Origin of the sequence: Pseudomonas sp. SJZ131, assembly GCF_007828705.1 — a bacterium.
In the GTDB taxonomy this organism is placed as follows: domain Bacteria; phylum Pseudomonadota; class Gammaproteobacteria; order Pseudomonadales; family Pseudomonadaceae; genus Aquipseudomonas; species Aquipseudomonas prosekii.
This window is the reverse complement of record NZ_VIVC01000004.1, coordinates 65,836-92,449: the sequence shown is the minus strand read 5'-3', so window position 1 is coordinate 92,449 and position 26,614 is coordinate 65,836. Positions and strand designations below refer to the sequence as shown.

Here is a 26,614-nt window from a genome sequence, read left to right as displayed (position 1 = left end):
TAAACCACGGGCGGAAACCTCGGTTGCAACTGCACACAGCCCCGCCAACGGGGTTTAACAAGGAAGAGCGCCATGAGCCTGCATACCCGAACCAAACGACTGACCGTTCCTCAATTGGTCGCTATGAAGGGACAACAGAAAATCGTTTCCCTGACCGCGTATACCAGCTCTATCGCGAAACTGATGGACCCCTTTGTCGACTTCATTCTGGTCGGCGATTCAACCGCGATGGTCGGCTACGGCCGCTCGTCGACACTCGACATGAGCCTGGACGAAATCATTGCCCATACCCGCGCCGTGGTCGGCAGCACGCGCCAGGCCTGCGTAATTGCCGACATGCCGTTCGGCAGTTATCAGGAGTCGCCGCAGCAAGCCTACCGCAACTGCGCGCAAGTGCTGGCGCGCACCGGTTGCGATGCGATCAAACTTGAGGGCGGCGCGGTCCTCGCCGAGACCGTCGAGTTTCTGGTCCAGCGCGGCATCCCGGTGATGGCGCATATCGGCCTGATGCCGCAATACGTCAACGCCATGGGCGGTTTCAAGGCCCAGGGCATGAACGACGCCACGGCCCGGGCCATCGAGGCCGACGCTCGCGCGCACCTGCAGGCCGGCGCATTCAGCTTGCTGCTCGAAGGCGTGGCCGAAGGGCTGGCGCGCAAAGTGACGGAATTTTCGCCGATGCCGACCATTGGCATCGGCGCTTCGCTGGCGTGCGACGGCCAAGTGCTGGTGACCGAAGACATGCTCGGGCTCGGCGGTGATCACGTGCCGCGTTTCGTCAAGCAATACGCCGATGTCGGCGCGCTGATCAGCCAGGCGTGCGAAGAGTTCGCGGCCCAGGTGCGCGACGGCACGTTCCCCGAGCCCAAGCACTGTTACGGCGTCAACTGAGCGCCTGGCTCAACTTTCATCCTGAATAGCCTGGGTGAGCATCTTCAGGGCGTGGACGATGTCCTTGCTCCAGTCGATGGTGTAGCTCAGGCGCAAATGATGCTGCCACGCGCCTTGCTGACTGAAGATCTCGCCGGGCGCGATAACGATGCGTTTAGCCAACAGACGCTCGAAGACCCGGCGCATGTTCACCGGGCGCGTGGACTCGATCCAGAACGCCGCGCCGCCCTGTGGCGCCACCACGCGCAATTGGCCTTCGGTGTGCTCGTGCAACAGCGCTTTCATTCGCTGCATGCGGTCGATCAACATGCTGCGCAGCATCTGCGTGTGCTGGTCGATACGGCGCGTGGTGAATAGCTTGGCAATCGCCTTTTGCCGAATCGGCGACAGACGAAAAGCGCGGTCGAGGAACAAGCGGTGCAGCTCCGGTCCTTGAAAACGGCTCAGCACATAGCCGTAAGGCGCTTCCGAACCGATGATCTTGTCGAACGTGGAAAACACCAGCAAACGCTCCGGGTCGGCGAAGTCGCGATAGCGCGTGGCGCTGGGCTCAAAGCTGAATTCGCCATAACTGTCATTCTCGAACAGCCAGATGCGCCGTTCCGCCAACCAGCGGCAAAGGGTCTGTTTGTCCTCCGCCGGCATCAGGCTGCCGTGCGGAATATTCACCGTCGACGACAACACCGCGAGGCTGATCGGCTCACGCTGCAATAACGCCTGGACGTGCGCCAGATCGAAGCGTCCGTCGTCGCCCAGCGGCACTTCGATCACGCGGATTTTCGCCGCGTGCAGTTGCCGCAAAATCGCCCACGAGCACGGCGATTCCACCAGTGCCACGGTGCCGATCAGGTTCAGGGCTTCGAGGGACAATTCCAGCACGCTGCGCAGGTCCGAGCCGATGTACACGTGCTCGGCGCGCCAATAACAGCGGGTCGAGCGCGTGTAGCGATCGGCCAGAACGCTGCGCAGTTCAGTCTCGCCAAAAGGCTGGTAAAGCGGCGCATGCGAGCGCGGGTATTGGCGCGCCAATTCGCGTTCGGTCATCAGCAGCGGGTTTTCCAGCGACAGCAACATCGCTGGCGCATCGCTGCTGAGGGCGAGCATGCCCGGCTGCCGGGCATTCGCGAACACATTGTCGAGCAGGTTCGGCGAACCTTCGTTGAGCAGCGCGGCGGGCATTGCCTTGGTGTAATAACCGAGTTTGGGCCGGGCGTAGATTCGGCCCTGATCTTCGAGCAATGAATAGGCGTATTTGGTGGTCGACACGGACACGTTCAAGCGCTGCGCCAACTGACGCAGCGACGGCAGTTTTTGCTCGCCCTCGGGGTTTGCGGCTTCGATCAGTTCGACGAGGTAGCGGTAGACGGCCTGGTAGGCAAAAGTCGAATCTTTAGTTGGGTTCATGCTCAATCGCTTCAATCCTGGTGCGTTGGGTACTGCGTTTGCCCAGCGAGGTGATGCCTCTAGGTAAACGCCTGCACTCGGCCATCCCTGCCGACACTCGGGCTCGAACTGATGCCGGTCGGTCAAAAAGCGTAATTAGCGGTGAACATGGTGGGTCGTCAAGCAAGGACGGCGCGCACTGGGAAAAGGTCGTGCCGTCGGCCGATCAGAAAGTGGCACGATAGTGCTTGATTTCAGGGAATGACGCCAATCGCAACCGCGCGTTTCGGACGAAACGCGCGAGCTCAATACCTGCGGTCAGCGGTGGTAACGGCGCACCACGCTGCTGTTTTTCAGCACGTGACCTTTGATTTTTTCCAGCAACTGCGCGCGGGTCAAACCGGCGGGCAATGCGTCCGGGGCGAGGTCCAGCGCGTACAGCTGAATGATGTAATGGTGCGCGCTGTCGCCGACCGGTGGGCACGGGCCGACGTAGTGGGTCGAGCCTTTGCTGTTGGTGCCGCCGACGCCTTCGAGCGCGGATTTGGCGCCAACCCCGGCCGGGATCTGATGCGTGGTCGGCTTGATGCCGTAATGCACCCAATGATCGACGCCCTGACCTTTGCCGCCATCCGGGTCGTGCATGACGATCGCGTAACTCAGCGTCCCGGCCGGGCCGGCGTTCCAGTTCAGCGCGGGAGACTGGTTATGCCCGCCGCAACCGGAAGCGTCGCTGGCGGCGGCCGAGGTGAATAAACGGTCGTCGGTGACGCCGGGGATATTCAGGGTGAAACGTTCCTGGGCCTGCACCGGCATTTGCACGCAGAGGGCGACTGCAACGGCCGCCAGCCAAGGGTTCAGAGAGGTCAATCGGGTCATACCGGAGCACCTTGTGCGGGTTGGGCCGTCGTCGGCTCGCGAACTATAGCCGGACCGTTCGCGCGGTGGCAGTGGCAATTGGGCTGAACCTCGGGATACGCCGCAAACTCCATAAAGAAACACCTGTTGAGAAGCACCTGCTGGAGAGCGCTCATGACCCTGCACCGCGTCGCCCGTTTCGCCGATGTGCCGCTGAATCGGGGTTTGGAAGTGTGCATTGGCGAGATCAAAATTGTCCTGCTGCGGGTCGGCGAGCAATTGCGCGCCTTCCAAGGTGAATGCCCGCACGCCGGGGCGCCGCTGGCCGAAGGTGCGCTGTGTAACGGCCGGCTGATTTGTCCGTGGCACAAAGCGGCTTTTCGTATCGAGGACGGCGCGTTGTGTGAACCGCCAGCGCTGGACAGCCTCAAGCGATATCCACTGGAAATTCGCGAGGACGAGGTCTGGGTCGACGATCAGCCGCTGCTCGACGCGCATACGCCACCGGCTGACGATGAGCGAGTGTTCGTGATCGTTGGCGCAGGCGCCGCCGGCACAGCGGCAGCGTGTGCTTTGCGCGAAAAGGGTTTTGGTGGACGTATTCAGTTGATCGACCGCGAGCCTGACGCTGGTTACGACCGTACGGTTTTGAGCAAGTTTGTGCTTGCCGGCGACATGCCGCCCGAGGAAGTGCCGCCGCTGCGCGAAGACCATTTCTATCAAGAGCAGCGCATTGAACGTGTTCGCGGCGAAGTCGCCAGCCTCGACGGGCCGAACAAAACCGTGCATTTGGTGGACGGCCAAACCCTGAATTACGACGCTGTGTTGCTCGCCACTGGCGGCATTCCGAAACCGCTGCACGTGCCCGGCGCCGACCTGCCGCAGGTGTTCTTGCTGCGCTCGAAAGATCAGGCGCAGCGGATTGTCGAATCAGCCAAACCCGGGCAGCGCGCGGTGGTGATTGGCGACAGTTTTATCGCCATGGAATCGGCGGGCGCCCTGCGCCAATACGGGCTGGAAGTGACGGTGCTGGCGCGTCACGCGATCCCGTTCGCCAAGCAATTCGGCGACACCGTCGGCAAGGCAATTCGCGCCCGGCACGTGGCCAACGGCGTGGTGTTCCACACCGACGGCGAGGCGGCCTCGATTGCCGGAACGGACAAGGTTGAAGCGGTGCTGCTCGATAATGGCCAGCGTCTGCCGGCGGATCTGGTGCTGGTCGGGATCGGCGTCAGCCCGGCGACCCAGGTGTTTGCCGATTTGCCGAAAGAGCAGGACCAATCGCTGAAAGTCGACGGTGGCATGCGCGTCAGCGAGGATTTGTGGGCGGTCGGCGACATCGCAACGTTCCCGCTCAACGGCCAGCCGCAGCGCATCGAGCATTGGCGATTGGCCCAGCAACAGGCGCGGATCGCTGCGGCGAACATGCTCGGCGGCGATGAGCATTATCTGGATGTGCCGTTTTTCTGGACCTGGCATTTCGGCAAGAATTACCACTACCTAGGTCACGCCGAAAGTTGGGACGAAGTCGAATTCAAGGGTGATCCCTACCATCCGCCGTTTATCGGTTTGTTCGGCAAACACGGCGTGGTGGTCGCGGCAGTGGCGTGCGATGAGGACCGCGCGATGGCGATGCTGGCAGAGCGGATGAAACAGCCGCTGCCGATGGACGAGGCCTGGATGTTAGTTCGCGATATCGGCTGAAGCCGATCATCTGGCGAACTCGATTCTGACCTTGTAGGAGCGAGGCTTGCCCGCGAAGGCGATCTCAAGGACGCCTTCGCGGGCAAGCCTCGCTCCTACAAGGGGCCATTTGAACGCTGGCTCAGCGGCGCCCGATCAGGTCATTTTCAGCCGGCAGGCGAATTACCAACGGTCGCTGCAGCGGCGCATTCAGCGGCAAATAGTGCGGCACTACGTGGCTGACGTCGCCATCCTGATTGTTGTGAATGGTCATCGAGCCCGGTGCGCGCAATTGCGCCAGACCATCGCCGGTGAGCTTGAAACTCTTGCTCAGCCCGTGGTCATCGACCACCGGCGCGGCGAGTCGGCGTTGGGCGTAACCCCTGCTTTTGCGATGCTGATAACGCGCCCAGGTCACCAGGATCAGCGCGTTGACCACCGCCACCCACAAATAAATCTGCAAGGTGCCCAGCGCGTCAAACGCCGAGGGCTCGATCAGAGCGCCGCCGCGGGTATCAATCAGCGGCCACACGCCGCGGATCAGCATATACAGCAGGCCGACCCACGCCAGCACGGTGAACAATGCGTCGATAACCAGCAGGATCGGGCGCTGTCGGGTTCTGATGATTTTCATTTGATGACCTCTTCTTCCTCATCAACCAGCGGTTTTATGCCCCGGTCCGGACTGACCCAGCGCGCACGTTTTTGATGCTGACCAAACAGCACCTTGGGAAAACTCACCAGCGTCGTCAGCAGGCTGACGAACCAGAACACCAGCGGATACCAGATGACCCAGAACATCGTCTTGCCCAGGCCTTTCTCGTAACGCCGGTCGATCAGGATGCTCACCGCAAATTGCATCAGGCACACCAGCGCCAGCAGCAACCCGGTGAAGGCTGGCGGCAACAGGTTATGCACGGCGATGGCTTCCGGCATTTCGACGTATTTGCCGACCACCCAGAAAATCACCGACAGCAGGAACGTGAACGCCCAACCGGTCGACAGGCAATATTCGAACAACAGCGGCCACAGATAACGGTGGCGGTATTGCCAGATGCCCCGGATGTTCTTGAACAACACTTCGGCGCCGCCCTGGGCCCAGCGCAGACGCTGCTTCCACAGGCCGCCGAGGGTTTCCGGCATCAGAATCCAGCACAACGCGCGCGGCTCGTAAAAGATGCTCCAGTGGTCCAGCTGCAGCTTCCAGCTGATGTCGATGTCTTCGGTGATCATGTCGGTGCTCCAGTAACCGACACGGTGCAGCGCCGAACGGCGGAACGCGACGATCACCCCGGACACGGTAAAGATCCGCCCGAACACCCGTTGCGTGCGTTTGATCAAACCGATGATCGAGGAGAACTCGCCGACCTGCACCCGCCCGATCAAGGTTGAACGCGTACGAATGCGCGGGTTGCCGGTCACGGCGCCGAGGCGTGCGTTGTCGAGCATTGGCGCGACCAGATATGCGGCGGTGTTCGGCGCCAGCAGCGCGTCACCGTCGATGCACACCAGATATTCGCTGCGCGCGGCGATGGCGCCCATGCGCAGGGCCACGGCTTTGCCCTGATTTTCCGCGAGGTGCAGCACGCGCAAACGCGGGTCCTGCTCGGCCAGGGCGTCGAGCACGGCGGCGGTGTTGTCCTTGGAACCGTCGTTGATCGCGATCACTTCGATGTTCGGGTAATGCTGGGCCAGCGCCGCGTGGATGGTGTCGGCGGCGTTGTCACCTTCGTTGTAGCAAGGGATCAGGATCGAGATCAGCGGCTCGCCGGCCAATGGCGGCGGCAACGTGTCGTCCTTCCATGGCCAGTGACGCTCCCAGTGCAGCCAGAAATACAGGCCACCGGCGATCCACAGCGCCGACATGAACAGTGGATAAAAGAACACGAAGTCCATCAGGAATTGGCCGGTGACCAGGAAGATCAGCCCCAGGGGTATCCCGAGGACGATCGCCAGTACCAGCAGGGCCAGCAGTCTGTCCAGCATGTTATGGATTCCACTTGTTGGAGAGCGCGGGCCGCACGGTTTTCAGGTCCGGCTGGTTCTCGAGGAAATTGTCCGGGTAGTAGCCGAAACTGGTGGCGCCCTGACGCTTGAGGCGGCCCATCCAGTCGATCAGATGCGCGCCGTCGATGTCGGAATCGGTTTGTTTGGTCCAGTCCTTGGCCTGCAATTCGAACACCGTGCGATCGAGCGCTCCGGGACGTGCCTTGACCGTCGCCACCAGCGCTTCGAGCCACGGTCCGGATTGCGCGTAAGTCTGTTTTTCCATCAGCGGCATGGCCATCGGCGCCGTCCAGTCATAGGTGCCGAGGAAGTCGTCGAGGTTCTGCGCGAACCACGTTTCGCTCTCGGGATTGAGCATCGGTTCGGCGAAGATATTGCGCGCGGTTTGCACCTGCGGGCCGCGAATGGCGCGGACCTTGGCGGTCAGCTCTTTAGTGAAATCGATCAGGTAACGGCTCTTGAAACGCGTCCAGCGTTGCAGCGTCGCCGGGTCATCGCGCAGCGCGGCAATCGAGCCCGGCAAGCCGTTGGCGGCGTAGACCTTGAGCGCGTCGGGGCCGGCGTCTTCGAAGTCCGACATCACCGCATCGTCGTGGTAAAGAATGCCGTCGACCGAAGTCAGGCGCGCCACGTCTTCGTAGATTTCACCGATAATCCGGCGCACGTTCGGGTCGAACGGCGACAAGCGTTTGTACTGGTTCGGGTCCACCGAAGTGGCGCCGGTTTTCGGGTCCCAGCGGGTCACGCGCGGCAGCTTCGCATCGAGGCCGAAACTCAGCACCGGCATCCACGCATAGACTTTGACGTGAGCGCGAGTGCGCAACTGCCAGGCGACCCGATCAAAGATGTCGGCGCGCACTGGCAAATGGCGGTTGGGGAAGTACAACGAGTGCACTAGGCCATCGCCCTTGGGGTCGGCGAAGGCTTGCAGGAACACGGTGTTGGCGCCCATGTCGGCCATGCGCTGGATCAGTTTGCCGAGGTTGACTTCCTGTTGCGCCGGGTCAGGGTCGTAGACGTTATCCAGGTCGACGTGCACCACGCGCATCGGCGACTCCGACTGCACGCCGACGACGCTGTTGGCGAAGCGTTCGCTGTCCGGGTCCGAGGCCACCAGAAAACGTGGACCGCTCATCAGGTTGTCGAGGGAATCGAGACCGTCGTCGAGCGTCAGGGCCATTTGGTAGCCCTGCTCGTTGACCACTTGCAGCGTGCTGCCGTCCGCCGTGCCATACGGCCAGACCCAGACACGCGGCTTGTAACCGGTGACCTTGCGAATCTTCTCGGTGATGGCGGCGACGTCGGCACGCATCCGCGCCTGGAACTCGGCTTCGCTTTCGTAACGACCTTTTGCCGGATCGTAGCCACGGGTGGCGGCGGCCGGTTGCAAGTTGCCTTGCGGGTTGGCCAGCACGCCTTTGTGGCTGGCGTCGGTGTGCGCGGCGATTTCCACCAGACCGGATTTGGAGATTTCGCGGATTTGATCCCAGGTCAGGAAGTCCGAGCGCTGGCGCGGAGTGCCGGCGAAATCCACCGGTTGGTTCAGCGGCGTGTCGATCCAGGCCCCGACCGGCGCCAGCAACGCGTGCCAGTTATAGGCGCGCAGCACCGGCAAAACGCGGGTGTAGAAGCTCGCATAACCGTCGTCGAAACTCAGCAGGATGGCTTTCGGCGGCAGCTCCGGGCCACCGTTGCGCGCGGCCATGATCTGGTCGATGGTGACCGGTTTGTAGTTGTTTTCGCGCAGCCACGCCAGTTGCTCGATCATGCGCTCGGTGCGCACCGCGACCACTGCTTGATCGGGGTCACGGTCTTCAATGTCGTGGTAGGCGATGCCGAGCACGTGGTTTTTCGGCCACGGTTTTTCGTTGACCGGCACCGGGCGTTCGGAGGGCGGCGTGAACGCCGGGGCTTGCTGGGCGCAGGCGCTGATCAGCAGCGCTCCCAGCAAAAGGATGAAACGCGAGATAAAAGGCATTTTCAAACTCTTCTAGAAGCGGAAAGTGAAGTCGACGAGCAGGCGCAGATCGGTTTCGCGATCGCCGTCATACGGCCGGTTGATCACCGTGACCAGACCGCCCACCTCGAATACGTCATTCCAGCTGTAGCGCTGGCCGTAGCCCAACAGGCCGAGGCCGGCGGTGCCGTGATCGCGTTGGCTGTAAGTACCCGCGCCGGCCTGGAACTGCTGGCTCCAGGAAGTTTCGTAACGGCGATACAGCACGTGGTTGACGTTGACCGTCGGCAGCACGCTGAAATCCGATTTCGGGTTGAAGTACGGCACGTCGTCGGACGCCGAGTTATGGCTGGTGCCGACTTCGAGGCCGAGGTCGACTTGCACTTTCGGCGTGGTGTAGACGCCTTCGCGCCCGGTCAGCAAAGCTTCGACGCGGTTGTTGCCGTCGCTGAAATGCGAAGGGCTCACGGCCAGTCGCCATTCGCGGCTTTCATTGGCGCGCCAGCGCAGGAACGCGCTGCCACCGTTGGCGCTGATGTCGCTGTTGAGTGCGCGCAACGGCGTGTCGGCCGAGAGGTACGCGAGGCTGCCGCCGTACTGCCAGTGATCGTTGATGTCGCGGGCAATCGCCAGACGCGCACCCTGCTTGTTGCCGTAGCCGTAATTGTGATTGGACACTTCCGCTTCAAGGGTCATGTCGCGGGTACGGCGCTCGACGCCAACCCGTTGTGTGCGATCACGCCCGGTACCTTCCTGGAAATCGCCAGTGGCGTAACCGGCACCGGCGAACACGCGCCAGTCTTCATCGATCGGCGGGCTGTACAGCACGCTTTCGATCCCGAAATCCTTGCTCCCGGTAACCGCGCCAGCGTTGCTGTCGCTGCCGCCATAACTCTTGCCGCCGTAGCTCTGCACGCGCAGTTCGGCCATGTCATGCACTTCACGCTGACGCTGCAAACGCTGGACCTGACGGTTGTCCGGGTAACGCGCGGCGACGTCGTCGGTGAGCACGTCCATCTGCCGCCATTCCTGCAATTCCATCGCGGTGTGCGCCTGCGCCACTTCGAGGCCAGCGTCGCGCGGCACCATGCTCTCGGTTTCCTTGAGCTGCAGTTCGGCGCGGCGCGGCATCCCGCGCGCCAGCGACAAATCAGCCTGCGCCAGACGCAAACCGGTATTGCCCGGCGCCTGATCGACCAAGGTCTGCAAGCGCTGTTCACCGGTCGGCAGATCGGCGCCGTAGGTCCCGGCTTGCGCGGCGAGTTGCTGCGCGTCCATCCATTCATCGTTGGGGTTACCGGCCGGCAAGCCTTTGAGTTCGACGCGCGGTTTCTGTGATTTCGCCAGGTTTTCGGCGACGCCGCGTGCCTCCTCGGACTTGTCGCTTTCGAGCAGCGCGTAATACAGCGCGGTGCTGTCTTCGAGGCGATTGCCGACGTCGGCATCCGGCGCCACCAGCACTTGGCGGTAGAGGTCGGTGGCGATTTCCGGCTGACGCTGGTCGAGGTACGCCGAAGCCACCCAACGCAGGGCGTAAGTCGGAATCTTCACGCCTTCGGCCTGGAGTTTTTGATATTCGCTGATGATCTCGGCGGTGCGCGCGCGGGCCTTGAGCGCGCCCATGCGGTCGATGCGCCAGCGCGTCACGTCCTCACGCGCAGTCGGGTCCGGGTTCCATGTGGCGAGCAATTTGTCGTAATCGGCGAGCGCACGGTCAGCGATGACGTAACGGTCTTTTTCGTTGCGCGTCGCCAGTTCGGCCAGACGCACGCGCTCGGCGGCCAGATCACCTTCGAGGCGACGGGTCTGAACCGGATCGATCAGCCCCGGCCGTTGCTTGGCTAGACGCAGCGCCGGCTCCGGCAGGCGCGCACGTTGCAGCGCGGTGACGTATTCACGGGCGACTTCAGGTTTGCTGCCGGCGCGGATGAAGGCCTGATCGTATTCGAACAGCGCGTCGTAATTGTTGCCGGCGCGGGTCAAGGCATACGCCAGCGCCATGCGTCGGGTGGCGTCGTCCGGTTTCGCCGCAACCAGGGCTTTGGCGCGAGTGACCGAGGCGTCGGGTTTGCCGGCGTCAGCCTGGGTCAGGGCCAAACCTAATTGCAGGTCCGGGTTTTCAGGCTCCAGCGCCAACGCCTTGTTGTAGACGTCGGTCGCGGCGTCCCAGCGCTTGAGGTTGCGATACGCGCGCGCGGTGGCGGTCAACGCCTGAACCGGTAGCGCCAGGTTGCGCCCCTGGGTTTCATAGACCTGCACCACTTCGGCGTCGAGGCCGGCCCAACTGGCGATCTGCAAGTGATCGCTGACCTGGCCGGTGGTGGCCTGGCTCGGCGGCACCTGACGCAGCAGCGTCAGCGCGGGCGCGTAATCGCCCGCGCGCGCATCGCGCACCAGTTGATCGTAAGGCGTGTCGGCGAACGCCAGCGCAGGCCAGAGCAACTGGCTGCACAGCGCAACGCGGAACAACGGGCGTAAGCCACGATGAATAAAGGGACCTGCAAAACGCGGCATTCGTCAGCATCCTTACATGGCCAGCCGGGTCGCAATGCCCCTTTGCCCATTCGTGATGGAAAGCTGAGTCGGGAGGACCCAGCCAGCGTATCGGGGCGCAGTCTTGCATGCGAAAGCGGTCAGCTATTCAGAACACAATATTTGTTCAGATTCGTCAGATTCAGCTCCGCGTGTTCAGTGGATTGTCAAACCCCGGACAGCAAAACGCCCGGCACTCAAGGCCGGGCGTTTGCGATGAAACCCTTGGTTTTACTGGACTTGCCCAGCGCCGCCGAGTTTGCTCATGACGAAACTGACGAACTGCTCGACGGTCATTTTCTGGCCGTTGAAATCTACCTGATTGTTCGCGTAGTGCAGTTTGGTCACGACGTTGGTGCCGTCAATCGTCGCCAGTTGCGTGCCCACCGCCATGCTGCTGAACATGTCGCTGGTGGCGGTTGCCTGATCGACGATCAGCTTGGCATCGGTCTGGCCATCCGCTTGTGCCTGCAAGCTCAGCAGGTCAACCAGCATTGGTTTGGAAACCTGCACGTTGAGGTCCAGCAGCGCGAGCAACTGGCGCACCAGTTGATCCGGCGGCAGGTCCATCGAGCTCGGTTTGGTCAGGTCGACCACCAGATTGGCGCGGCTCTCGCCGTTTTCACTTTTGAACGACAGATTTTCCACGGCGAACTGCGGTCCACCGGCCAGCAGTTTTTCCAGGCCAGCCTTGACCTGAGCTTCTTCGGCCGGCGTCAGGTTCAGCTCTGGGGCTGGCAGACCGGCGGCAGCGGCTTCAGCGGCAGCCTTCTCGTAAGGCTGCAATTTGTCCTGGTAGATTTCCATCAACGACATGGTCGCCGGGATATCAAGGTTCTTCAGGCTCATGGCCATTTGTGCGGAACCAACGGTTTTGCCGTTGAAGGTGATTTCGCCAACCTTGTAATCGGCACGCCCGGAAGCGCTGGTGCCGGATTCTTCAGTCTGGTTTTTCATCTCGAACTTGTTCACGCCGACCACCGATTGCTTGGCGCCGAACGTGGTTTTGCTGCTGGTCAGCTCGATGGTGTTTTCGCCGGTGTAATAACCGTAGGTGCTCTTGGCGAGGTTGCTGGCGACGGTCAAACCATTCAGCTCGACCAGCACCGGTGCCTGATCTTCCGACACGGTGGTCAGTTTCAGGCTGTCCATGTAGCCGTTGGCCTTGACCTTCTTGGCCTCGGCGCTGGCATCGACGTCCATGCTCAGGCCGGAAAACTTCAGGCTCGACTTGTCATCCAGAGCCACTTCCAGCGGCAGCAATTCGAAATTGCCGTTGGTGGATTTGTCATAACCGATGTTGACCACGCCTTTGACCGGCGACTGGCCGTTGGCGGCCGCGAACCATTTTTCGGTGGTCGGGGTTTTTTCCAGTTCGAAATGGTTGGTCGCCATCACCGGCAGCCATTTCAGCGACATCAGACGCGAAAACGGCAGCGGGCCGTGTTCGACGCGATCAACGAAAAGCAGTTCCACCGGCGCCGGGCCGAACATCTCGCCTTCGCCCTTGAGGCGGTAATGCGCGGTGCTGCTGAACACGCCACGTTCCACGGACACCAGTTCCAGGGCGGCGGTGCCGTTTGAACCCACCAGCGCGGTTTGCAGCTCCTTGTTGGCGTCCGCCACGGAGGACGTCAGAACGCCTTCCAGTTTGGTCCCGGTGTACCACGCCCCGCCGGCGCTGATGGCACCGATGGCGACAACAATCCCAAGAAGCACGCCTGCTGATTTATTCATGAATTACCCGATCAATGTCCGTTGTTGAAATGTGGTCGTCTTCCCTGAACCCATGTCGGGTTGTGGTCGCGACTGTGCTGAAAGTGCGGTGGAGATTAGCATTTGCGCGGCGCGAAGGCCCAATGTTTAAAGGTGCAAGAGTGTCTATGGACCCTGTATCGGGGTTGAGAGTTTCGGCGTTCCTGAAAACGCCTTCGCGGGCAAGCCTCGCTCCTACAAGGAGAATGCGGTCCCCTGTAGGAGCGAGGCTTGCCCGCGAAGGCGTCAGAACTGCGAACACAGATTCAGGAATACTGCACTTCAATCTCATCCAGCTGATGATCAAAGCTCTTCAGCCGCGCCGTCCACGTATAGACCAGCACTTCGAAATCGCGATTGATCACCGCCCCGCCCATGACTTCCGCGCGCGGGTCGCAGAAGTCCAGTTGATAGCGTTCGCGGGCCATCGCGTTGGCGACATCGCAGAGTTCGCGGGCATTGTTCAGCCAGTGCCAGCCTTCTTCGGTGACTTGCTTGTCGAGCGCCAGGCATTGGGTTTTCAAGGCTTCGAGGCTTTTTTCCAGCGGCGTGCCGGTGAGTTCGCCCATGACTTCCTGGAACGTGCGCCCCGGCTGCCAGTAACTGCCCCAGAAATAGCGGTCGAACACGGTTTCGACCCGGCGCAGCGCAACCTTGGTGTCCCAGATCAGCACGCGAGTCTTGCCCTGTTCGAGGTGTCGTTTCTTGATGCGTGCGCCCTGCACCGAGGACCAGGCAACCACGACGATGGACATTACCGCGATCAGCGCCGCTGCGCTGTCGAGGAACACCAGCGCCTTGTCGATCTGATGGGCGAGCATGATGCCGTAGAAATAGGTGGCCGAGAGCAGCACCAACGCCGCAATAGCGCACCAGAAGCCGGGAGCATAAGGGTTTTTCATTATTAGAGTCCCCATGACCAACGCGAGCCTTGACCGATGAAATCGTCGCGCGATCTCATCAAGTCAAAGCATAGCAACGGCCTCAGGGTTTGCCGGGTTGTGACGCTTGCGTTCGTCCGCTTTCCCAACCGCCGCCGAGGGCGAGGAATAGATCGATCTGGCTCATCGCAACCTGGGTGTTGGCGGCGGCCAGTTGCGCGGTGACATCGGTGTAGGTGCGGGTCGCTTGCAGGTCGGCGAGGAATGACGCGCGGCCAGCCTGGAAGAAGCGGTGTGTCTGGTCCGCCGCCAGTTGCGCGGACTGCTCGGCGTCGGCCAGCGCATCGCGGCGTTGCAGCAGCGCGGTGTACTGCGCGAGCCCGGTTTGCGTTTCACGAATCGCGTTGAGCACCACGCCGTCAAAGTGCGCCAGTGCGCCTTGGGTCGAGGCTTCTGCTTCGCGGATTCGCGCGCGCGAGCCGTTGGACGGCACGGTCCAGTTCAGCAACGGGCCGAAACCCCAGCGATTGGCCGCAGGTTTGCCGAGATTTTCCAGCAGACCAACGGTGCCGACGGACGCGCCGATGCTGATGTCCGGGTACAACTCGCCCGTGGCGATGCCGATGCCGGCCGTCGCGGCGGCCAAGCGCCGTTCCGCTTGTCGCACATCCGGGCGGCGCTTGAGCAAGGTTGCGCCGTCACCGACTGGCAACAATTGCGCAATCTTCGGCAGCTCGGCGCAGCTGTCAGTGCCGGCCGGCAGTTGATTCAGCGGTTTGGCCAGCAACATCGACAGACGGAACAGGCCCGCCTGACGCAGCGCTTCATAACGCGGCATGTCGGCGCGCAACGATTTGAATTGGGTTTGCGAGCGCGTGACCTGGGTTTCATCGCCACGCCCGGCGTCGCGCAGGCGTTGTGTCAGGGTGGTGCTCTGCGCTTGCAGGTCGAGGGAATGCTGAGCGATTTCGCGTTCTTCATTGGCCGCGCAGACTTGCGTGTAGGCCCGAACCACGTCGGCGACCAAGGTGATGCGCGCCGTGTCCGCCGCCGCTTGCGTGGCATCGGCATTGGCCTGGGCCGCTTCGATCCCGCGCTGCAAGGTGCCGAACAAATCGAACTGATAAGAAGTGGTAATGCCGATGTCGCCAACGTTGGCCACCGGCACTTTGTCGGCCAGCAAAAACGCCTCACCGGATTCCTGCAAACGCTGCGCGCCGAGCTTGACGCCGCCGCTCCAGCCGCCCGCCGCTTGCGCCTCGTCAACCTGCGCCCGTGCCCGTGACAGGTTGGCCGCCGCGACACGCAAATCGGTGTTGGAGGCCATGGCTTGCTGGACCAATTGATCGAGGCGCGGGTCCTGATACAAACGCCACCAATCGCCCGGCACCGGCGCCGACACCACGTCTTTGTCGTTGGCCGCGAGGTTGCCCTGCAAGTCTTGACGATGCACGGCGGCGTCGTCCGGCAACTGATAATCCGGGCCGACCACCTGACACGCCGACAGCAACAGGCCTAAACCGGCCACCGCCAAAGCCGAGGCTTTGCTCATTTCGCCGGCTCCTCGGTAGTGTCGTCAATGATCGAAACGGTCGCGGTGCGCCCGGCGATCATGCGGAAATCCGCCGGCACTTCGTCGAAAGCGATGCGCACCGGAATCCGCTGCGCCAGCCGCACCCAACTGAACGCCGGGTTGACGTTCGGCAAGAGGTTGCTGCCGCTGCTGCGGTCGCGGTCCTCGATGCCGGCGACGATGCTTTCGACGTGTCCGCGCAGGCGCGCGCGGTCGCCGATCACGCGAATATCGACGCCCATGCCGACGTGAATACCGTCGAGTTTGGTTTCTTCGAAATAGCCGTCGATGTGGAAGGAATTGCTGTCGACCACCGACAACACTGGCCGCCCGGCGGTGACGAATTCCTGCGCGCGCGGCGCCCGGTCGTTGATGTAGCCGTCGACCGGGCTGCGAATGGTCGAGCGATCGAGGTTGAGCTGAGCGCTGTCCACCGCCACTTGCGCTTCCATCAGCGCAACTTCGGCGCGGGCAACGCGCGACTGGCTTTCTTCCAGTTGCTCGCCCGGCACCAGATTGCCGAGGCCACGGTTACGCTTGGCTTCGCGTTGCGCCTGGGCCAGGGTTTCCTGACGGTCGGCGACTGCCGCTTTGGCTTGGCGCAGGGCCAGTTTGAAGCGGTCCTGGTCGATGCTGAACAGCACCTGGCCGCGTTGCACCAGTTGGTTGTCGCGCACTTGCACCTGCTGGATCAGCCCGGAAACGTCCGGGGCGATCTGCACGATGTCGGCGCGAATGTGCCCGTCACGGGTCCACGGCGCGAACATGTAATACATCACCATGCGCCAGACCACGACGACGGCGAAGGTTACGATCAGCAGCGTCAACACCACGCGGCCAAGGGTCAAAAAAGGTTTTTTCATGTCATCAGGTATCGACTGAGTGAGTCCACGGCGCCGAGCAGCAAAGCGTAGAGAGCCACGTTGAACAATGCCCGGTGCCAGACCAGACGGTAAAAGTGCAGGCGCGTGAGCAACCCGTGCACCAGCAGGTAAATCACGTACGTAATGCCCATCAGCACCAGCAGCGTGGGCAGGAACACCCCGCTGATATCCAGATCACCGATCATAAAGGCGCTCCATCGATGCCATGCGGAAGCGGTTCTTCGAGTGCGCTGGAGCCGACGAATTCAACCCCTGGCAGCAGCGCCAGACGCAGCCCGCTCAAGGCGTGCAGCAAATGCAGGCGCGCGCCTTCATCGCATTCGGTAGTCAGCGCGCGGCGGGTGCGATCAAGGGTCATCAGCAGCGGACTCGGCGCCGGCAATCGCTCGCCAGCCTTGAGGCACGCCTTGAAGTACCCGCCAACCTCGCCCACCACTTGGTGCAGCAATACCTGCGGCGCGCCGACCACGCGCGGCGTGTAAGCGAGCAGGTCGAGCAGGTTCAGCGCCACCCGCACTTCACGCAGCGCGACGCCGGTGTCCTGGCCGATCAGGCCCAGACGCGGCAAGTGCTGCATCAAGCGGTCGAGCATCTGCACGCCCAACTTGCGATGTTCGGACAACGTCGCAGGTTCAGTCAGGCTGACGATGTCGCGCCAGCTGAAACGCGTCAGGCGCTTGGCCGCCAGTTCCGCGCCGAATGGCCGCGCGATCAGCGTCCAGACGAACGCAAACAACAAACCGATCGGCCCGGCCAGGTTGGAGTTGGCGAAGCTGAGGAAGTCCGCGTCGTAAGCGCCCTGAATGCTGATGAACGATGAGGTATTGACGAGCGTCAGCAGCATGCCGAGGTAAAACTGCGGTTTGACCGTCAGCGTGCCGATGCAGATAAACGGCACGGAAAACGCCAGCACCAGCATCGGAAAATCGTGCAGGTTCGGCAGCACCAGAAACAGGTAAAGACTGGCGAACAACACCGACATGGCGGTCCAGAAAAAGAAGCGGAATATCTGCGGTGCCGGGTCGTCCATCGAGGCGAAAAAACTGCACGCCACCGCCGCCAGAATCACCGCGCTGCCGCCGTCGGTCCAGCCGAGCAGAATCCACAGAACCGAGGCGACAATGATCGCGCTGACCGTGGACATGGCCGAGTAGAACATCAGTCCACGATCCAGAAACGGTGTCAGCCGGCCGAGCCGCCAGTGCCGATACACCGCGCGCCAACTGTCCTGGCTTTCACACTGAATGGCGAATTGCAGGCTGCGGCAGTCTTGCCACAAATCGACCCATTCGCCGAGGCGATACAGCGCATTGGAAAACAGCAATTGCTTGCGATCATCCAGTGCCTCGGGGCTCGGTTGCAGCGCTTCGATCTGATCTTTCAAGGCCTGCCAGCGAGCGAGGTCGGCATCCTTGTGCTCCAGCCATTCCGAGGTCGCGGCCAGCAGCGGTGCGAACTTGTCGACCAGCTCCGGGGTGCGCCGCTCCAACGCATACAGCGCGTCGTCGAGGGCATCGATCACCGGCAATAAATGGATCATCCGCCCGCGCAATTCCTTGGTGTTGCGCACGGTTTGCGGCCGCGCGCCTTCGTGCGGCAACTGGCCGATCATCAGTTCGAGGCTGTTGAACGTGGCGACCATCGCCGAGCGCAAGGCGCTGACTTCCTCCGGTTGCACGTTGCGGCTGAGGAACCGTTGGCTGTAGGTCGAGGCATCGGCGAACCATTTGTTCACCGAATCGTTGAACACCGGCGCCAGCCGTCGCGGCCAGAACATCGCGCCGACCACGGCGGCGACGGCGATGCCGAGGAAGATTTCTTCGGTCCGCGCCTCGGCGATGTCCCACACCGCCAACGGGTTATCCAGCACCGGCAAAGCGATCAGCGGCAGGGTGTAACCGGCGAGCATCAACGCGTAACTGTTGGCGGTGCGCAGGTGCAGGGACAGAAACAGCAGCGTGCCGGTCCACAGCGCAATAATCACCACCAACACGTACGGGCTCTGGACGAACATCGGCACAAAAAACACCGCCGCCGCCGCGCCCATGAAGGTGCCGATGGCGCGGTACAACGCCTTGGAACTGGTCGGCCCGACAAACGGGCTGGAGACGATATACACCGTGGCCATCGCCCAATAAGGACGCGGCATCTGCATAAGCATGGCTATGTACAAGGCGATCATTGACGCGGCAAACGTGCGCACGCCATAAAACCAGTCTCGCGCCGAGGGAACGCCGGTAAAAAAACCGTTCAAGACTGAATCACCGAAGGATGGTTGGCGCCTTCGAACGCCCGCAGCACACGCAGCGCGGCTTCCAGATCACTCTGATCGATGCCTTCCAGCACCTCATGACGCAAACGCACCAGCTCGACTTCAACGGCTTGCACCAACTCGCGACCAGTGTCGGTCAGGCTCAGGCATTTGGCCCGGCGATCCTGCGCATCTTCAGTGCGGCGCACGTAACCGGAATGACACAACTGATCGAGCAAGCGCACCAGCGAAGGACTTTCCATCCCCGCCGCCTGCGCCACCGTGACCTGACGCACACCCTCGCCCAACCGCCCGATCATCAACAACGGCACGGCGCAGGCTTCGGAAATTCCATAATTGACCAGCGTGGTCTGGCAAATCTTCCGCCAATGCCGGGCGGCGACCACCATCGAACTGCTGATATTCATCTGGAGAGCATCGAGGTTTTGAGACACGGGAAGACACACTGTTAGTTTGCTAACTATCAATATCTCATTGCCGGGGAAACTTGGTCAAGTTTTGAAACATATTCGTTGCTGGAAACGAGACTGACGGTTATTCGTCCGTCATCACTTTCGCGGCGGCCTCTTCAATAAACGCAAACACTTCCTCCGGCACGCTGTACTGAAATTGCTTGCGACGGTGCTTGGAAACCTTCCCATCGTTGTCCAGACACATCATCACTAGCTTGGACAGATCACTCCCCCGCACATCGAAACGCTCATTTACCGCTTTGATCACCCGGTCGTAACGGTTCAGAAACTCGGTTTCCTCCCGCAGTTCAACCTCCAAGGCACGTTTCGCCATCCGCAAGGTGAATTCGACACAACGGGTGGCATCCCAGAAGCGATAAATAGAAGGATGCCCAACGAATTCGAAGGCCATTTGGTCTGCGTCCAACCAGGTGACGTTCCAGAAATCGCGGGCAGGTGTCGAGAAGTCCTTCAGCGCTTGGAGGTAGTTTGCCTCTTCGTGTTTCATGGCCACGGACACGGGCAGCAACAAGCCGTTTTCCAGTGCGCCGCAATGACAGAGCGTTTGGTGGATCAGGTATCGCGAAAGTCGACCGTTGCCGTCCATGAATGGATGAAGAAACACGAATCCGAAAGCGGTCACGGCAGCCGCCACCAGAGGGTCGACTTGTTTTGATGACTGATTGGCGAAGCTCATCAGTTCTTCCATCAGTTCACGACAGAGGTCCGGGGCAGGCGGAACGTAGCTGACGCCAGCAGCACCACGCAAACCGTTATGCAGGTGATTCTGTTCGTGGCGAAACAGGACTGCTTTGTCGAAGGGGTTGGAAACGGTGCTGTTTTGCAGTTCGACCAAATAGTCTTCGCTCAACGCGCGCCCTTCATGGGCCTGGCGCAGCAGTTGAACAAAGCGCCGCGATTTTTCTTCGCTGGGTTCTTCTCTCTCGATGGCGAAGGAATCGCGGGTTTCGTGCAGATAAGCCCAATTGATTGCACGGTCCATCATTTCCGGGGGCAACGTGGCCATGAAGGCCTTGGCTCGACCGAGTATGTCGAGACTGAGCAGGGTTTCCAGTTCAGCGGTTCGCTCTACGGTGGCGCAATAGAGCAGAGACCCCAAGCCATTAAAGTCGACGCGCCACCGGCTATTGCGCATGGCCGGACCAGTCACATAGCGTGTGGGATCGAACAACGCGACAACACTGCCCCGAACCGGTATCGAATACTCAAGTCGTTGGCCGTTGAAGCTCTCCCACAAAAAGCAGGCTTTACGGATAAACACGCCATTCGGAGATCGGGCCAACTCAGCCAACAGTTGTTCGGCAGAAACTGATTCAAGTGCCTGGGCCAGAATGCCAAGGTTGATGCCTTCGTGCTTGAGGGCAAAAAGAACATGCTCAAGCATCGACCCTTGAGCCGGAGCGACTGATTGCGGAACAGCAAGGCAATCACCGATCAATGTGATACGAGTGACCGGCTTGATCATCGCAGCGCGGTGGGGCGCGAAAGCTTTGAGGTTCAGCACATCACGCAGGTAGGCGTATCCAACGAAAGACATGGCGAGCGTCCAAAGAAAAAATTCACTTCGGCGATTAAAGCCCAGATTTATTTACCACCCACCAGATTTTTTTACATTTCAGCCATTTCCTACATTTTTTTTTACACACAACATCCGACCTAAGTGAAGACAGTCAAGCGTAGAAACAAGTTGGAGGTCGATAACAGGAGCCTCGTCGGGCCTGCTCAAAGCGCCGCACCGTCCCGTCCCTTGCGCAACAACACATTCAACTGATCCACCACCTCTGCCCAATCCGCGTCTTCGAGAATTTCATCGCGTAAAAACTGTGCCTGGCTCTTGCTCCAGAAAAACGCGTCTGCCAGATGCAATTCAGGTTTGAGCGGTGAATGGGTGGCGATGAATTGGTCGATGCTGATCGGATCGCTGGCCAGGCCGAGTTGTTTGAACAGGGACGGCAGGCTGTGGGTTGGGGATTCCATGGGGCGCTCCTGGGTGATTGGGAAATCATTCGCGGGCAAGCTTTGCTTTTACAGGGTATACGCGGCCCACCGCAGGCGCGAGGCCGGCCTGTGAGGGCGGCGTCATTGAAGCCGCAGAATTCGCCCAACCCAGCGCTCGACTAGACTGTAAAAAGCACCATCCAGGACTCTCGCGGAGGGTCACGTGAATATTCGTGGTTGTGTGGTTGCGTGCCTGTTGCTGACGTTGAGCGGTTCGGCGTTCGCGGCGGATACGGTTATGCCGTTTGTGGCGGACCCGATTGGCCTGTGGCTGATCGTGTTCGGCATCGGCTTTCTGATCGCCGAGGCGGCGCTGCCCAATTACGGCGTGATCGGTCTGGGCGGCATCGTCATGTTTGTCATCGGCGCGGTGATTTTGACCAACGCCGACATGCCGGTGCCGCTGATGATCGGCCTCGGACTGATCAGCGCCCTGCTGCTGGTTTTTCTGCTGGTGCGCGCGCTCAGGACTCGACCGCGCGCGACGGTCAGCGGCGATGCCGGGCTGATCGGCAGCGTGACCCCGGTGACGTTGTTGCAGCGCGGCAATGCCTATAACGGCTGGGTGCATTTGCAGGGCGAACAGTGGCAAGTGCTCAGCGCCACGCCGCTGCAACCGGGGCAACGGGTGCGGGTGGTGGCGCGCAAGGGATTATTGCTGGAAGTGGCCGCGACTGACGCGGCGCCAACACCAAGTGGAGATTGAGCCATGGGCCTGCAACTGGGATTTGTCGCGCTGCTGCTGTTGCTCATTGCGCTGGCGGGGTCGACGTTTCGCATCCTGCGCGAGTACGAGCGCGGCGTGGTGTTCCAGCTCGGGCGCTTCTGGCAGGTCAAGGGGCCGGGGCTGATTCTGCTGATTCCGGTGATCCAGCAAATGGTCCGCGTCGACCTGCGCACGGTGGTCCTCGACGTGCCGCCGCAGGACGTGATCACGCGCGACAACGTCTCGGTGAAGGTCAACGCCGTGCTGTACTTCCGAGTGCTCGATCCGCAGAAAGCGATCATCCAGGTTGAAGACTTCTTGATGGCGACCAGCCAATTGGCGCAGACCACTTTGCGCGCAGTGCTCGGCAAACATGAACTCGATGAATTGCTCGCCGAGCGCGAGCGTTTGAATGTGGATATCCAGCAAGTGCTCGACGCGCAGACGGATGCCTGGGGCATCAAAGTGGCCAATGTCGAGATCAAGCATGTGGACCTCAACGAATCGATGGTCCGCGCCATCGCCAAACAGGCCGAAGCCGAGCGCGAGCGGCGAGCCAAGGTGATTCACGCCGAAGGTGAATTGCAGGCCTCGGAGAAATTGATGCAAGCCGCAGAAATGCTCGGCCGGCAGCCGGGCGCGATGCAGTTGCGGTATATGCAGACACTCAGTTCGATCGCCGGGGACAAGACTTCGACGATTGTCTTTCCGCTGCCGATTGAACTGCTGAAAGGGATGGCGGATTTGTCTTCGAAGTCTTGAGGGATTTTGCTGTGGGGTCAGGCGGGTTTGTGTTGGATTGACTGTTGCTATCGCGAGCAGGCTCGCTCCTACAGGGTCGTGGGGCGTGCGTGAAATCTGGGTTCACTGCAGATCAATTGTAGGAGCGAGCCTGCTCGCGATGGCGTCGTCACTGTCGACAAAAAACCCGCCGCCCAGCGCCTCGTAAGGCCCGCGCGCCCAGCGCTCCACGCATTCGCGCAGCTGTGGCGAGGCCTCGCGCCGTTTGCTTTGGCTATCGCCGACAAATACTTCAGTCGGCTGTTTCGCGTGCCGCCCGACCGCTGCAAATACCTGCTCGCGCTGAACCGCATCCAACGCAAAAAACTCGGCCAATCGGCCCGCCATCGCGTCCGGCAACTCGCGGTAATTCACCGCCAACCCTTCATAGTCCCGGCAATGCACGACCGCCATTTCCAGCAATCGCCCCAGTCGTCGCGCGATGTAAGCCTCGCGGCTATCAAACGGCAACCCATCATCCAGCCCACTCGCGCCAATCATCCCCGGCACCATGTGCATGCCCGGACGGCGGCTATGGGAAACGGCAATCTCCAGCGGGTCGCGATAGACAAACATCCAGGGCGTCGCAGGAAAACATTCACGCAACAGCGGCAATTCGGCGATGTTCCACGCGTCCAGTTTGATCACCAGCCGCTGCTCCACCCCGCGCCGACGCTGGCCGTACGCCGACAACAATCCCGCAATCGCGCTGCGCCGCTCCGCCGCCGGCAAATCACCGCGCAGCAACGTGTCCAGCGGCGGCGGTTCGCTGATGACAATGTGATTGTCGAGTTGCGCGAGCATTTGGCTGATCAATGTCGAGCCACAACGCGACGCGTGAAAGATAAACGCACTCGGCGCCAATCCAGGGCTGATCGCCCGCCACTCACTGAGCACCGCCAACGGCGTCTGCCGCCGAAATGCCTGGTTGAACGGCAAGCGCAGCGCAGCGTCCACCGCTTCGCGAAAGAACGGCTGATGCAGCGGCGTATCACCAAACCAACACCAATCAACCCGCCATTCGCCGGCCTGCTGCCAGATGCGAATCGGCAGCCAGCCGTCGAGGTTCAAGCGTTCCATTGTTCATTCCATTGCCGACGTCCATTGCGCATCGCCGCGCGCAATTCTTCGCGGGAAAACACCAAGCCGCGTTCGGCTGCCAGCGCCAGCGTACGGGCAATGAAAACTTCGCTGTCGGTCAAACCCTGCAACGCTTGCGACAGTTGCAAATCACCCGCCACCAAACGCTGAAATTGCAGCAAGGCGCCCTCCGCGACGGGAGGCGCAGGCGTGGTCGCCAAACCCTCGATAATCGCCTGCTGCAACCACGCACCGGGCCGGCAATCGAGCACCAGATGCACCCGCGCCGAACAGTCGCGATTGTCCACGCGATGCGGCCGCGACAGGTCGAGAAACCAGCATTCCCCCGCAGCCATCGGCATGCGCTGGCCATCAAGGAAAAAGTCCACGTGCACCGGGCTCAACAGCGGAATGTGCAAACGCAGATCGGCATCCGGCTCGCCGAGATCATAGTCGCGGTGTTCATGAATTTGCCCGCCCGGACCTAGTCGCAACAGACGCGCCGAAACGATCTCCAACGGCAACTCGCACAAGCCCTGCTGCCATCGCCCATCGCGCTGCCACGGTGCGCGCAGCAGCGGCTGGCCAAGGCCCGGGGATAACTCGGTCAGCGCATCCGCCGCGGAAATCAGCGCCACGCCGCTCCAGTCGCCGGCGTAGAAAGCACTGTTGAAATGACCGCGCCATTCGTCCTCGCCAATCGCCGCCAACGCCTGCAACAGCAGCGGCAAATCCACCGTCACCGGCAAGCGCGAAAACGCCGCGCGATTCATGGTGTTGGCAGCACCGCGCAGTCGCCGAGCCAAGTCAGCAAGCGCTGCAGACAGGCCTCGACCGATTGCTCACCGGTGTCGAGCACCAGCGCTGCCGAGCGTGGCGACTGGTACGGCGCAGAAACCCCGGTGAACCCCGCCAGATCGCCGCGACGAGCGCGGGCGTAATGACCTTTCGGGTCGCGCTGCTCGCACACCGCAAGCGAGGCGCTGCACCAGACTTCGTGATAATCCGCGCCGAGGCGCTGGGCGAAGATTTCGCGCAATTCGAGCAACGGCGCGATCATCGCAAGAATCACAATCTGTCCGTTCTCGACCAGCAACGCCGCCAGCTCACTGGCACGGCGAATGTTTTCCTGACGGTCGCTGTCAGCAAATCCCAAATCGCGATTGAGCCCGACGCGCAATCCGTCGCCATCGAGCACCACGCTTTGCACGCCGCGCTCGAACAACGCGGCGTGCAGCGCCTGGGCCAGGGTCGATTTGCCCGCCGCCGGCAAACCGGTGAGCAAAATCGCCGTGCCGCGATGGCCGTTGCGGGCCTCGCGTTGTGCACGGCTGATGCTGGCAGTCGGCGCCAGCAGGTTATTCGGCCGGGACACTGGCCACCGGCACGGCAATGTTGCCCGACGCCCACGCTGCTTCGCGACTGGCCAACGCATTGGCGATCGACTGCACTTGGGTGGATTGCACTTCATCCGGCATCGGATCAAGCCCGGCGCTGGCGAAGATTTGCCCGTACGCGTTGCGCAAATCGGCGTACGACAAGTCGCGCCGCAGATCCGCCTGCAAGGTGTTCAATTCACCTTGAATCAGGTCCAGTTCACCGAGGCCGGCAGCCTGATGACGGTTGCGCAACTGGCCGAGAATCTGCCCGTCGATGCTCGACAGCTCCTGGTTGGTCTGGAACTGATGCAGCGCTTCCTGATAGTTGGCGTTGGCCACGTAAAGCTGCGCCAGCACCGCAATCGACATCGCTTGACGCCGCGCCTTGGCGACTTCTTCGCCAGCCTTGGCCACGTTGATTGCCGCTGGCGCGGAGATCACGTTGAACAGGTTCCAGGTCAGCTTGACGCCGTAGTCGGCCCACTTGTCGTTGACCAAGAAGGAGTTGCTGTCGTAATGCCCACCAGCGGAAAACTCCAGCCCCGGCAGCAGGCGCAGCATGGCTTTGCGGGTTTCGGCGGTGCTGATGCGCGTCTGGTAATCCTGCTCGCGCAGCTCTGGGCGGCTGGCCAGCGCTTCGTGTTCGAGGCTGGTCATGGCGACTTTCAATTGCGGAATCGTGTAGTCGTCCGGCGTGGCCAATTTCAGGTCAGTGCCCATCGGCAGGTTGATCAGCGTCGCCAGTTCGGTTTTCGCCAGCGACAACGCGCGGCGCTGCTCTTGCAACTGACGCGTCGCCTCGATCAGCGAACGCTGATAACCCAGCGCAACCACTGGATCGCCGATGCGCTGATCGCTCATGCTCTGACTGTTTTTGCGCGCGGTATCGACCCGCGCCGCCAGGCTGTCAATCTGCGTCAGCAGACGTTCGGCGGCCACCGCGCGCCAATACGCCGAGCGCACGTCCTGCACGATGGTGTTGATCACTTTGCGCCGACGTTCCTGGACGATCAGGCGTTGGTCGCCCTGCTGCTTGGCGCTGATGTAGCTGACGCCGAAGTCGAGGACGTTCCACACCATGGTCAGGTCGGCGACGCGGCGGTCACGGTCCTGCGAGGTCGACGGTTCCAGCGACTGGGTGCCGGTCAGCACGCTTTGGCTGCTCGATGCGCCCTGGTTGCTGCGCCCGGCGTAACCGGCGTCGAGCGCCATGCGCGGCAGCATATCGAAACTGGCGAGGTCGAGTTGGCGTTTGGCCAGGGCCTCTTCCATGATTTTCAGCCGGCCTTCGAGGTTGTACTTCACCGCGCGCGCCATCGCCTGGTGCAAGGTCAACGGGCCGCTGAGCGGCTCCTGACCGGTGAACATGTTCTGCATATCGCTTCTGGCGCGTTGTTCACTGACGCTGCGCTCAATAGGATCGCTCTTCACCGCGCAACCGCTGATCGCCAGCGCCAGCAGGCTGGCGCCGAATAACTTATGAGTTCTATTCATCCCTGGATCGCCCCTAGGTACCGCACTG

The 26,614-nt window shown here is 61.4% G+C and carries 23 protein-coding genes; 4 read left to right on the top strand and 19 right to left on the bottom strand.

The features are described 5' to 3' along the window. Window positions 1-72 precede the first annotated feature (72 nt). On the top strand, window positions 73-891 hold the full coding sequence (gene panB / locus FBY12_RS18345) for a 3-methyl-2-oxobutanoate hydroxymethyltransferase (RefSeq protein WP_121733797.1): 819 nt from the start codon (window positions 73-75) through the stop codon (window positions 889-891). A gap of 9 nt (window positions 892-900) precedes the next feature. Here panB and FBY12_RS18340 read toward each other — a convergent pair whose 3' ends face one another. Both FBY12_RS18340 and FBY12_RS18335 read right to left on the bottom strand, forming a co-directional pair. Continuing rightward, window positions 901-2,295 (bottom strand): PLP-dependent aminotransferase family protein, encoded by a 1,395-nt coding sequence (locus tag FBY12_RS18340; RefSeq protein ID WP_109520827.1) that lies wholly within the window; start codon window positions 2,293-2,295, stop codon window positions 901-903. Between the two features lie 297 nt (window positions 2,296-2,592). After that, window positions 2,593-3,153 carry a YbhB/YbcL family Raf kinase inhibitor-like protein gene (locus tag FBY12_RS18335; protein ID WP_121733795.1) on the bottom strand — a complete coding sequence of 187 codons (561 nt, stop codon included), beginning with the start codon at window positions 3,151-3,153 and terminating at the stop codon, window positions 2,593-2,595. A 153-nt stretch (window positions 3,154-3,306) separates the two neighbouring features. On the opposite strand from FBY12_RS18335, the gene FBY12_RS18330 reads away from it, so the two are divergent. Beyond that, window positions 3,307-4,836, top strand: coding sequence for an FAD-dependent oxidoreductase (locus tag FBY12_RS18330; protein ID WP_145254670.1), 1,530 nt, complete (start codon window positions 3,307-3,309; stop codon window positions 4,834-4,836). A 121-nt stretch (window positions 4,837-4,957) separates the two neighbouring features. On the opposite strand, the gene pgaD is transcribed toward FBY12_RS18330, so the two are convergent. From pgaD to FBY12_RS18265, 13 genes are all read right to left on the bottom strand, one after another. Beyond that, the gene (gene pgaD / locus FBY12_RS18325; protein WP_121733793.1) at window positions 4,958-5,449 is read right to left on the bottom strand and encodes a poly-beta-1,6-N-acetyl-D-glucosamine biosynthesis protein PgaD; all 492 of its coding nucleotides are present in this window, start codon (window positions 5,447-5,449) and stop codon (window positions 4,958-4,960) included. After that, a complete protein-coding gene (gene pgaC, locus FBY12_RS18320; RefSeq protein ID WP_121733792.1) occupies window positions 5,446-6,801 on the bottom strand; it encodes a poly-beta-1,6-N-acetyl-D-glucosamine synthase in 1,356 nt (451 codons plus the stop codon). The genes pgaD and pgaC overlap by 4 nt, the downstream gene beginning before the upstream one ends. Before the next feature lies 1 nt (window position 6,802). Continuing rightward, window positions 6,803-8,800 carry a poly-beta-1,6-N-acetyl-D-glucosamine N-deacetylase PgaB gene (gene pgaB, locus FBY12_RS18315; RefSeq protein ID WP_145254667.1) on the bottom strand — a complete coding sequence of 666 codons (1,998 nt, stop codon included), beginning with the start codon at window positions 8,798-8,800 and terminating at the stop codon, window positions 6,803-6,805. A 12-nt stretch (window positions 8,801-8,812) separates the two neighbouring features. Next, complete coding sequence (gene pgaA / locus FBY12_RS18310; RefSeq protein WP_145254664.1) at window positions 8,813-11,293, bottom strand: poly-beta-1,6 N-acetyl-D-glucosamine export porin PgaA; 2,481 nt, start codon at window positions 11,291-11,293, stop codon at window positions 8,813-8,815. 249 nt (window positions 11,294-11,542) lie between these two features. Next, a complete protein-coding gene (locus FBY12_RS18305; RefSeq protein WP_145254661.1) occupies window positions 11,543-13,048 on the bottom strand; it encodes a YdgA family protein in 1,506 nt (501 codons plus the stop codon). Between the two features lie 284 nt (window positions 13,049-13,332). After that, entirely contained in the window at window positions 13,333-13,968 is a 636-nt protein-coding gene (locus FBY12_RS18300) for an NADH:ubiquinone oxidoreductase subunit N (protein WP_092275262.1), read from the bottom strand. Between the two features lie 82 nt (window positions 13,969-14,050). Next, entirely contained in the window at window positions 14,051-15,499 is a 1,449-nt protein-coding gene (locus tag FBY12_RS18295; protein ID WP_121733787.1) for an efflux transporter outer membrane subunit, read from the bottom strand. After that, on the bottom strand, window positions 15,496-16,383 hold the full coding sequence (locus tag FBY12_RS18290; RefSeq protein ID WP_092275268.1) for an HlyD family secretion protein: 888 nt from the start codon (window positions 16,381-16,383) through the stop codon (window positions 15,496-15,498). The genes FBY12_RS18295 and FBY12_RS18290 overlap by 4 nt, the downstream gene beginning before the upstream one ends. Continuing rightward, entirely contained in the window at window positions 16,380-16,589 is a 210-nt protein-coding gene (locus FBY12_RS18285) for a DUF1656 domain-containing protein (RefSeq protein WP_008034684.1), read from the bottom strand. Before FBY12_RS18285 ends, FBY12_RS18290 begins: the two co-directional genes overlap by 4 nt. After that, window positions 16,586-18,658: an FUSC family protein gene (locus FBY12_RS18280; RefSeq protein ID WP_145254658.1), complete on the bottom strand. Its 2,073-nt coding sequence runs from the start codon at window positions 18,656-18,658 to the stop codon at window positions 16,586-16,588. The genes FBY12_RS18285 and FBY12_RS18280 overlap by 4 nt, the downstream gene beginning before the upstream one ends. Continuing rightward, complete coding sequence (locus FBY12_RS18275; RefSeq protein ID WP_092275275.1) at window positions 18,655-19,083, bottom strand: MarR family winged helix-turn-helix transcriptional regulator; 429 nt, start codon at window positions 19,081-19,083, stop codon at window positions 18,655-18,657. The genes FBY12_RS18280 and FBY12_RS18275 overlap by 4 nt, the downstream gene beginning before the upstream one ends. Before the next feature lie 127 nt (window positions 19,084-19,210). Further along, window positions 19,211-20,686 carry a Fic family protein gene (locus FBY12_RS18270; protein WP_145254655.1) on the bottom strand — a complete coding sequence of 492 codons (1,476 nt, stop codon included), beginning with the start codon at window positions 20,684-20,686 and terminating at the stop codon, window positions 19,211-19,213. 185 nt (window positions 20,687-20,871) lie between these two features. Then, entirely contained in the window at window positions 20,872-21,126 is a 255-nt protein-coding gene (locus FBY12_RS18265; protein WP_145254652.1) for a DUF2789 domain-containing protein, read from the bottom strand. A 184-nt stretch (window positions 21,127-21,310) separates the two neighbouring features. Between FBY12_RS18265 and FBY12_RS18260 the strand changes: the two genes are divergently transcribed. Continuing rightward, window positions 21,311-21,853, top strand: a complete 543-nt coding sequence (locus FBY12_RS18260; RefSeq protein WP_145254649.1) for an NfeD family protein — start codon at window positions 21,311-21,313, stop codon at window positions 21,851-21,853. A 3-nt stretch (window positions 21,854-21,856) separates the two neighbouring features. Beyond that, window positions 21,857-22,615 carry a slipin family protein gene (locus tag FBY12_RS18255; RefSeq protein ID WP_145254646.1) on the top strand — a complete coding sequence of 253 codons (759 nt, stop codon included), beginning with the start codon at window positions 21,857-21,859 and terminating at the stop codon, window positions 22,613-22,615. Between the two features lie 102 nt (window positions 22,616-22,717). Here FBY12_RS18255 and FBY12_RS18250 read toward each other — a convergent pair whose 3' ends face one another. Genes FBY12_RS18250 through FBY12_RS18235 form a run of 4 tightly spaced genes read right to left on the bottom strand, consistent with a single transcriptional unit; the run spans window position 22,718 to window position 26,586 of the window. Beyond that, window positions 22,718-23,713, bottom strand: coding sequence for a sulfotransferase family protein (locus FBY12_RS18250; protein ID WP_145254644.1), 996 nt, complete (start codon window positions 23,711-23,713; stop codon window positions 22,718-22,720). Further along, complete coding sequence (locus FBY12_RS18245; RefSeq protein WP_145254641.1) at window positions 23,701-24,486, bottom strand: aspartyl/asparaginyl beta-hydroxylase domain-containing protein; 786 nt, start codon at window positions 24,484-24,486, stop codon at window positions 23,701-23,703. Before FBY12_RS18245 ends, FBY12_RS18250 begins: the two co-directional genes overlap by 13 nt. Beyond that, window positions 24,483-25,088, bottom strand: a complete 606-nt coding sequence (gene cysC / locus FBY12_RS18240) for an adenylyl-sulfate kinase (RefSeq protein WP_145254638.1) — start codon at window positions 25,086-25,088, stop codon at window positions 24,483-24,485. Before cysC ends, FBY12_RS18245 begins: the two co-directional genes overlap by 4 nt. Continuing rightward, complete coding sequence (locus tag FBY12_RS18235) at window positions 25,072-26,586, bottom strand: TolC family protein (RefSeq protein WP_121733781.1); 1,515 nt, start codon at window positions 26,584-26,586, stop codon at window positions 25,072-25,074. Before FBY12_RS18235 ends, cysC begins: the two co-directional genes overlap by 17 nt. Window positions 26,587-26,614: the final 28 nt, after the last annotated feature.

Coding starts and splice junctions, on each gene's coding strand:
- pgaD (WP_121733793.1), bottom strand. CDS start 5,449: ATGAAAATCATCAGAACCCGACAGCGCCCGATCCTGCTGGTTATCGAC.
- FBY12_RS18255 (WP_145254646.1), top strand. CDS start 21,857: ATGGGCCTGCAACTGGGATTTGTCGCGCTGCTGCTGTTGCTCATTGCG.
- pgaA (WP_145254664.1), bottom strand. CDS start 11,293: ATGCCGCGTTTTGCAGGTCCCTTTATTCATCGTGGCTTACGCCCGTTG.
- FBY12_RS18245 (WP_145254641.1), bottom strand. CDS start 24,486: ATGAATCGCGCGGCGTTTTCGCGCTTGCCGGTGACGGTGGATTTGCCG.
- FBY12_RS18330 (WP_145254670.1), top strand. CDS start 3,307: ATGACCCTGCACCGCGTCGCCCGTTTCGCCGATGTGCCGCTGAATCGG.
- panB (WP_121733797.1), top strand. CDS start 73: ATGAGCCTGCATACCCGAACCAAACGACTGACCGTTCCTCAATTGGTC.
- FBY12_RS18335 (WP_121733795.1), bottom strand. CDS start 3,153: ATGACCCGATTGACCTCTCTGAACCCTTGGCTGGCGGCCGTTGCAGTC.
- FBY12_RS18340 (WP_109520827.1), bottom strand. CDS start 2,295: ATGAACCCAACTAAAGATTCGACTTTTGCCTACCAGGCCGTCTACCGC.
- FBY12_RS18295 (WP_121733787.1), bottom strand. CDS start 15,499: ATGAGCAAAGCCTCGGCTTTGGCGGTGGCCGGTTTAGGCCTGTTGCTG.
- FBY12_RS18285 (WP_008034684.1), bottom strand. CDS start 16,589: ATGATCGGTGATCTGGATATCAGCGGGGTGTTCCTGCCCACGCTGCTG.
- FBY12_RS18250 (WP_145254644.1), bottom strand. CDS start 23,713: ATGGAACGCTTGAACCTCGACGGCTGGCTGCCGATTCGCATCTGGCAG.
- pgaC (WP_121733792.1), bottom strand. CDS start 6,801: ATGCTGGACAGACTGCTGGCCCTGCTGGTACTGGCGATCGTCCTCGGG.
- FBY12_RS18300 (WP_092275262.1), bottom strand. CDS start 13,968: ATGAAAAACCCTTATGCTCCCGGCTTCTGGTGCGCTATTGCGGCGTTG.
- FBY12_RS18290 (WP_092275268.1), bottom strand. CDS start 16,383: ATGAAAAAACCTTTTTTGACCCTTGGCCGCGTGGTGTTGACGCTGCTG.
- FBY12_RS18275 (WP_092275275.1), bottom strand. CDS start 19,083: ATGAATATCAGCAGTTCGATGGTGGTCGCCGCCCGGCATTGGCGGAAG.
- FBY12_RS18305 (WP_145254661.1), bottom strand. CDS start 13,048: ATGAATAAATCAGCAGGCGTGCTTCTTGGGATTGTTGTCGCCATCGGT.
- FBY12_RS18270 (WP_145254655.1), bottom strand. CDS start 20,686: ATGTCTTTCGTTGGATACGCCTACCTGCGTGATGTGCTGAACCTCAAA.
- pgaB (WP_145254667.1), bottom strand. CDS start 8,800: ATGCCTTTTATCTCGCGTTTCATCCTTTTGCTGGGAGCGCTGCTGATC.
- FBY12_RS18265 (WP_145254652.1), bottom strand. CDS start 21,126: ATGGAATCCCCAACCCACAGCCTGCCGTCCCTGTTCAAACAACTCGGC.
- FBY12_RS18235 (WP_121733781.1), bottom strand. CDS start 26,586: ATGAATAGAACTCATAAGTTATTCGGCGCCAGCCTGCTGGCGCTGGCG.